Origin of the sequence: Pararhodobacter sp. (genome assembly GCF_034676075.1) — a bacterium.
Classification (GTDB): domain Bacteria; phylum Pseudomonadota; class Alphaproteobacteria; order Rhodobacterales; family Rhodobacteraceae; genus Pararhodobacter.
In genome coordinates this window covers 1-7,062 of sequence record NZ_JAUCCQ010000167.1, presented here as the reverse complement: position 1 = coordinate 7,062, position 7,062 = coordinate 1, and the positions used below count along the sequence as shown (strand labels likewise).

Sequence of the window (7,062 nt, the reverse complement as noted above, 5' to 3'; positions counted from 1 at the left end):
CCCCGCCGCCCGCCCCGCGGCACGGCCCGAGAACAGGCACCCGCCCAGAAACGTCCCTTCCAGCGCGTTGTAGCCGTGATACCCGCCGCCGCCGAAGCCCGCGCATTCGCCCGCCGCGAACAGCCCCTCGATCCGTGCGCCACCATCGTCCAGCACCGCCCCGTCCAGATCGGTATGGATGCCGCCCAATGTCTTGCGGGTCAGCACCGACAGGCGCACGCCGATCAGCGGTCCCTGCGCCGGGTCGAGGATCGCATGCGGTTTCGCGGTGCGGATCAGCTTGTCGCCCAGATACTGCCGCGCCTCGCGGATCGCGTTGATCTGGGCGTCCTTGGCGAAGGGGTTGGCGAGTTGCGCGTCCCGTGCCTCGATCTGCAGGCGCAGCTGCCCGGCGTCGAGCGGCGGGTCGCCCATTGTCGCACCGATCCGGTTCATGCCGGCGACCAGCTCCTCCAGCGTCGCGGCGACGGCGAAATCGGCGCCCTTTTCCTTGAAGGCCTCGACCGGCGCCGGGGCCTTGCCGCCCGCGCCCAGCCGCGCCTTCAGCACCTCGGCCCAGCGGCCGGAGCTGAGGTCCGGGTTCTGCTCGCTGCCCGACAGCGCGAATTCCTTCTTGATGATCCCCTGCGTCAGCACGAACCAGCTATGCGCGTGCCCGGTCGACAGGATGCGCCGCAGCGTCCCCAGCGTGTCGAACCCGGGCAGGTAGGGCGCCTCCATCCGCTGGCCCAGCGCGTCGAACCACAGGGATGAGGGGCCGGGCAGGATACGGATCCCGTGCGCGGGCCAGATCGGGTCCCAGTTGCGGATCCCTTCGCAGTAATGCCACATCCGGCCGGTGTTGATCAGCCCGGCGCCCGCCCCGGCCGCCACCTCGATCATGTCCCCATCGACATGCGCGGGCACCCCGGCCACCATCCGGGCGGGCGGCGGGCCCAGCCGCTCGACCGGCCAGGCGGCGCGCACCCGGTCGAAATTGCCGCCGATGCCGCCCGAGGTGACGATGACCGCGCCCGCCTCGACCTCGAACTCTCCCACCGCCGCGCGCGAGGATTTCTGCCCGCGCGCCACCAGCGTGGGTTCCAGCACCTCGCCCGCCAGCCCGGCGATGCGCCCGCCCGCGCGGGTGATCGCCGTCACGCGGTGACGGAAGGCGAAGCGCAGGCGCCCGGCGGCGGCGTGTTCCCGCGCCATCCGCTCGAAGGGCGCCAGCACTCCCGGCCCGGTGCCCCAGGTGACGTGAAAGCGCGGCACGGAATTGCCGTGGCCATGGGCCTGCGCCCCGCCGCGTTCGGCCCAGCCGACCACCGGGAACCAGCGCATGCCGATTCCGGCCAGCCAGTCGCGCATGCCACCCGCGGCGAAGGCGACATAGGCCTCGGCCACCTTGCGCGGCCAATGGTCCTGCGGCCCGTCGAACCCGGCCGAGCCCAGCCAGTCGCCCAGCGCCAGCGCTTTGCTGTCGCGGATCCGCATCCGCCGCTGTTCCGGCGTGTCGACCATGAACAGCCCGCCCAGCGACCAGAAGGCCTGACCGCCCAGGTTCTGCTCGCCCTCCTGATCCAGCAGCAAGACCCGTTTGCCGCGCGCCGCCGCCTCGCAGGCGGCGACCAGACCCGCCAGACCGCCGCCGACCACGGCCACATCGGCCTGATAGCGCAATGCCTCTGCCATGCTGCCCCCCCCTCGCTCGCACCCCCAGACTAGGGCGACCGCCCGCGGCTGGCCAGCCTCTCGCACGGGGCGGAAACGCCGCTGACGCGGGCCTGTTGCGCGGTTGCGCCGATCGGACGACATTCGTCGCGCGCCGCTTGTCGCATGGGGCGAAGCACAGTAGCGTCGCGCCCAAGCCCCGCTGCGGGGCGGCATCGACATGCGGCGACGGCCGGCATGCCGCGCGCAGCGGATCGAGTGAGTGAGTGACAGTGGCCGGATTGATGAGACCAGCGATGATCGCCCCCGCAGGCATGCGCCGACCTGCGGTCCTGTTGCGCGGGCTGGCCGTCGCGCTTTCCTTGCCGCTTCTTGCCGCCGGTTGCGCCCTCCCGCGCGGCGCCGCGCTGCAATCCGAGATCCTGCGCGGCACCGAAGATCCGTTGAACGGCGTGCAGGTGGTGCCGGTGACCCGCGCCTCGCTGAACGAGCTGCTGCGCTGGCCCGCCGCCCATCCCGAACTGCGCCACAACTGGCGCTCGACCGGCGCCTCGCCCGCGGCCCGCACCATCCGCGCGGGTGACCTGATGACCATCTCGGTCTGGGACAGCCAGCCGGAATCGCTGCTGACCACCGCCGAGCAGCGGATGGTGACGATGAACGACGTCGCCGTCTCGGCCTCGGGTCAGGTCTTCGTGCCCTATGTCGGCGACGTGCGGATCGCCGGCATGACCACCGACCAGGCACGGCGCGAGATCCAGGAGCGCATCGCCCCCATCGTGCCCGACGGCCAGGTGCAGCTGTCGGTGGCGCCCGGCTCGGGGAACACGATCGACGTGGTGACCGGCGTGGCCCGCCCCGGCCGCCTGCAGTTGCCCGAGATCAGCCCAACCATCCTGAGCGTCCTGGCCGAGGCGGGCGGCATCGCCCCCACCCTGCGCAACCCGCTGGTGCGGGTGAACCGGGCGGGGACGGCCATGGCGATCCCGGCGCGGGAGCTTTTCGCGAACCCGGCCAACGACATCCAGATGCGCGGCGGCGACCGGGTGATGGTCGAGGAGGACCACCGCAATTTCGTGGCGCTCGGCGCGGCCGGACGGCAGGAGGTCGTCTATTTCGAGCGCGAGCGGATCAGCGTTCTGGACGGTCTCTCCAGCATGGGCGGTCTGGTTTCGAGCCGCGCTAACCTCGAGGGGGTGATGATCCTGCGGCAATACCCGGCCCGGGCCGTGCGCGCCGAAGGTCCCTATCCGCGCCATCAGGAGGTGATCTTCACCTTCGACCTGACCACCGCCGACGGGCTTTTCGCCGCCGAAGGCTTCGCCATCGAATCCGGCGATGTGGTGCTGGCGACCGAATCGGCGCTGCCGATGTTCGCGCAGGCCATGGCGATGCTGCGGGCCGGGTCGCGGACCGTCGATTCGCTGGGCAATTGAGCGCCCTTCCCGGCTCTTGCCCCGGGCCCTGAAAGGCCGCAGTAAGACAGCGTGATGTCCGAGGCCGCCCTGCCCCCCCTCTCCCAAGCGCCGACCGCCCCGCTGCGGGTGGCCGGGCATTTCGGCGAGCTGATGCAGGGGCGGCTGGGGGTCGGAGGGCCGCTGGCGCTGATCTCGCTGCCCTGTCCGGTGCTGTCGGTGTCGGTCGGCGGGCGGGATGCCGGGCTCTTGGGGCCGCGCCGGGTGCAGGCGCTCTGCGCCGCTCTGGGGCTTGCCGTGCCCGGCGTGCTGCCCGCGCTCTCGGCCTCGATGCCGCCGGGCGGCGGGGCGGGGTCGTCCACCGCGGCACTGGTGGCGCTGGCCCGCTGGCTGGGCTTCGACGGCCCGCCCGAGGCTCTGGCCCGGGCCTGCGTCCAGGCCGAGGGCGCCAGCGATCCGCTGATGTTGCCCCGGCCCGAACGGCTGCTCTTCGCCCCGCGCGAGGGCCGGGTGATCGAGGCCCTGCCGCCCCTGCCCCGGTTCGAGGTTCTGGGCGGTTTCCTGGGCGAGGGGCAGCGCACCAGGGCCGAGGATCAGGATTTCCCCGACATCGCCGATCTGGTCGCCCGCTGGCGTCCGGGGCCGGATCTGCCCACCATGGCGGCGCTGGCCGGTGAAAGCGCGGCGCGGACCCTGGCCCTGCGCGGACCCGCGGGCGATCCCACCGCGGCGCTGGCCGACACGCTGGGCGCGGCGGGCTGGATGATCGCCCATACCGGCAGCGCCCGGGGGCTGATCTTCGCCCCGGACGCGGTGCCCGCCGGTGCCGAGGACAGCCTGCGCGCGGCGGGCTTCTCCCAAATCCTGCGCTTCACCGGGGGTGGTGCATGAGTTTCGCGGCCTCCATGCTCATCGCCATGGCGATTGACGCGCTGATCGGCTGGCCCGACCCGCTCTATCGCCGGATTGGCCATCCCGTCACCTGGATCGGCGCGCTGATCTCCGCGCTTGAGGCACGGCTCAACCACGGCGCCGCCCGCCGCGCCAAGGGCGTGCTGACCGCGCTGGTGGTGATCGGGCTGACCGGCGGGCTGGCCGGGCTGGTTGTGGCGCTGCTGCCCGGCGGCTGGCTCGGGACGCTGATCGCCGGGGTTCTGGCCTGGCCGCTGGTCGCCATCCGCTCCATGCACCAGCATGTCGCGGCGGTGGCCCGGCCCCTCGCCGCGGGCGATCTGGGCGAGGCGCGTCACGCGGTTTCCATGATCGTGGGCCGCGATCCCTCGAAGCTGGACGAGGCAGGGGTCGCCCGCGCCGCCGTCGAAAGCCTGGCCGAGAATACCTCGGACGGGATCGTCGCGCCCCTCTTCTGGGGCGCCGTCGCGGGGTTGCCCGGGATCGCCGCCTACAAGGCGATCAACACGCTGGATTCGATGATCGGCCACCGCAACGCGCGCTATGAGCTGTTCGGCTGGGCCTCGGCGCGGATCGACGATCTGGTCAACCTCGCCCCTGCCCGGCTGACCGGCGCCCTCTTCGCGCTGTGTTCGGCCCGCCCCGGCGCCGCCTTCCGCACCATGGCCAAGGACGCGCGCCACCACCGCTCGCCCAACGCCGGCTGGCCCGAGGCGGCGATGGCCGGGGCGCTGGGGATCCGTTTGTCGGGTCCGCGCGTTTACGGGGACAGGGTGGCGCAGGAACCATGGGTCAACGCCGGTGCCCCCGACCCCGAGGCGAAGGATCTGGCGCGGGGTCTGGGGCTTTATCGGCGGGCGATGCTGGGGCTGGCGCTGCCGCTTGCAATCTTGGCGGTGATGGGATGGTAACTCGGGACCACGGCGGCAATCTGGATGCCGCGCGCAGGGAATACGGCGGGGCGGAGTGGATCGACCTGTCGACCGGCATCAACCGGCGCCCCTGGCCGGTGCCCGCTATCCCGGCCGAGGCCTGGACCGCGCTCCCCACCGAAAACGCCCAGCGCGCGCTGGTCGAGGCCGCGGCCGAGGCCTATGGCGTGGCGGCGGACAGCATCCTGCCGCTGGCGGGCGCGCAGGCGGCAATCCAGCTTTATCCGCGGCTGGGCCCCCCCGGCATCGCCCGGGTGCTGTGCCCGACCTATAACGAACATGCCGCCTCGCTCAGCGCACAGGGCTGGCAGGTGGAGGCGGTCGAGGGGCTGCGCGGTCTGGGCGGTGCCGACCTCGCCGTGGTCGTGAACCCCAACAACCCCGACGGCCGCTGCTGGACGCCCGAAGCGCTGGAAGGGCTGGCCAAGAAGGTCGGCCTGCTGGTGGTGGACGAAAGCTTCGCCGACCCGCAGCCCGAGCTGTCCGTCGCCGCCGCGATCAGCGAGCGGTTGATCGTCCTGCGCTCGTTCGGCAAGTTCTACGGGCTGGCGGGGGCGCGGCTTGGCTTCGTGCTGGGCGCGCCCGCACTGCTGGATCGGCTGCGCGAGATGGCGGGCCCCTGGTCGGTCAGCGGCCCGGCGCTGGCCATCGGCGCCAGCGCCCTGCGCGACCGGGACTGGCAGCGGGCCACCACCGAACGGCTGGCAGCGGATGCCGACAGGCTCGACCGGCTGGCCCAGCGGGCGGGCTGGGCGCTGGTCGGCGGCACGCCGCTCTTTCGCACCTACGCCACCCCGGATGCCGAGGCGGCGCAGATCCATCTGGCGCGGCGGGCGATCTGGACGCGGCGCTTCCCCTATTCGCGGACTTGGCTCAGACTGGGCCTGCCCGACGGCGCCGACTGGGGCCGGGTCGAGCAGGCGTTCAGCGAATGGAGACCCGCATGACCGAGAAAGTCGCCCTGATCACCGCCGCCGGTTCCGGCATGGGCGCCGCCACCGCCCGCACCCTCGCCGCGCAGGGCTGGAAGGTCGCCGTCAACTCCCGCTCGGGCAAGGGCGCCGCACTGGCCGAGGAGCTGGGCGGCATCGGCGTGACCGGCTCGAACCAGGATGAGGCCGTGCTGAAAGCATTGGTCGAGGCGGCGATGGACCAATGGGGGCGCATCGACGCGGTGGTGAACTCGGCCGGGCATGGGCCAAAAGGCCCGCTGTTGGAGATCACCGACGCGCAATGGCTGGAGGGGATGGAGGTCTATTTCCTGCCCATGGTCCGCATGGCCCGCCTGGTGACGCCGATCTTCGAGGCCCAGGGCGGCGGGTCCATCGTCAATATCACTACGGCCTGGATCGACGAACCCTCGCCGATGTTCCCGACCTCGGCCGCAGCGCGGGCAGGGCTGCAGGCCTTTACCAAGCTCTACGCCGATACCTATGCGGCCAAGGGGATCCGGATCAACAGCGTGCTGCCCGGCTGGATCGACAGCCTGCCGGAACAGGAGGCGCGGCGCCAGTCGGTGCCGATGCAGCGCTATGGGACGGCCGAGGAGATCGCCGCGACGGTCGCCTTCCTGCTGTCCGAGGGCGCGGCCTATATCACCGGGCAGAAGATCCGGGTCGATGGCGGGCTGATGAGGTCGCTCTAACCGGGGTTGCATCCGTGCCGCGCGCGGTGTTTGAAGCCTGAAACACCTCAACGACAGGATCAGGCATGAGCGCGCTGCACAGCATCCAGCATCGGGTGACCTTCGGCGAATGCGACCCGGCGGGAATCGTCTTCTATCCCAATATCTATGGCTGGTTCGACCGCTGCTTCCACGACTGGCTGGCGGGCTTCGGCGGGCATCAGGCGCTGTGCCGGGAACTGGGCGCGGTGGGGATGGGGCTGATGGGCTCGGAAGCCGCCTTCCGCCGGCCGATGCGGCCCAATGACCGGATCGAGATCGCGGTGACCGTCCGCGACTGGGGCCGCAAGGCGCTGGTGCTGGATTACACGGTGTCTTTGGACGACACGGTCACCGCCACCGGGACCGAGACGCGCGGACTGTTCATCCCCGGCGAGAAGGGCCTGTCCGCCGGGGATCTGGCGCCGCTCAGGGCGCGGCTCGGGGTGTGAGGATGCGGAGCCTAAGGTGCGTGCGAGCACGCACC

7 protein-coding genes are annotated in these 7,062 nt (G+C 72.0%); 6 read left to right on the top strand and 1 reads right to left on the bottom strand.

What is annotated here, in order from left to right:
• A partial coding sequence (locus VDQ18_RS22140) for an FAD-binding dehydrogenase (RefSeq protein ID WP_323023035.1) occupies positions 1 to 1,674 on the bottom strand: 1,674 nt, incomplete at its 3' end.
• Positions 1,675 to 1,949: 275 nt separating this feature from the next.
• Between VDQ18_RS22140 and VDQ18_RS22135 the strand changes: the two genes are divergently transcribed.
• The 6 genes from VDQ18_RS22135 to VDQ18_RS22110 all read left to right on the top strand — a co-directional run bounded on the left by VDQ18_RS22135 (position 1,950) and on the right by VDQ18_RS22110 (position 7,027).
• A complete protein-coding gene (locus VDQ18_RS22135) occupies positions 1,950 to 3,089 on the top strand; it encodes a polysaccharide biosynthesis/export family protein (protein ID WP_323023034.1) in 1,140 nt (379 codons plus the stop codon).
• Between the two features lie 54 nt (positions 3,090 to 3,143).
• On the top strand, positions 3,144 to 3,959 hold the full coding sequence (locus tag VDQ18_RS22130; protein WP_323023033.1) for a propanediol utilization protein: 816 nt from the start codon (positions 3,144 to 3,146) through the stop codon (positions 3,957 to 3,959).
• Complete coding sequence (gene cbiB / locus VDQ18_RS22125; RefSeq protein WP_323023032.1) at positions 3,956 to 4,891, top strand: adenosylcobinamide-phosphate synthase CbiB; 936 nt, start codon at positions 3,956 to 3,958, stop codon at positions 4,889 to 4,891. The genes VDQ18_RS22130 and cbiB overlap by 4 nt, the downstream gene beginning before the upstream one ends.
• Complete coding sequence (cobD, locus tag VDQ18_RS22120; protein WP_323023031.1) at positions 4,885 to 5,859, top strand: threonine-phosphate decarboxylase CobD; 975 nt, start codon at positions 4,885 to 4,887, stop codon at positions 5,857 to 5,859. The genes cbiB and cobD overlap by 7 nt, the downstream gene beginning before the upstream one ends.
• Positions 5,856 to 6,557 (top strand): SDR family oxidoreductase, encoded by a 702-nt coding sequence (locus VDQ18_RS22115; RefSeq protein WP_323023030.1) that lies wholly within the window; start codon positions 5,856 to 5,858, stop codon positions 6,555 to 6,557. The genes cobD and VDQ18_RS22115 overlap by 4 nt, the downstream gene beginning before the upstream one ends.
• 65 nt (positions 6,558 to 6,622) lie before the next feature.
• The gene (locus tag VDQ18_RS22110) at positions 6,623 to 7,027 is read left to right on the top strand and encodes an acyl-CoA thioesterase (protein WP_323023029.1); all 405 of its coding nucleotides are present in this window, start codon (positions 6,623 to 6,625) and stop codon (positions 7,025 to 7,027) included.
• Positions 7,028 to 7,062: the final 35 nt, after the last annotated feature.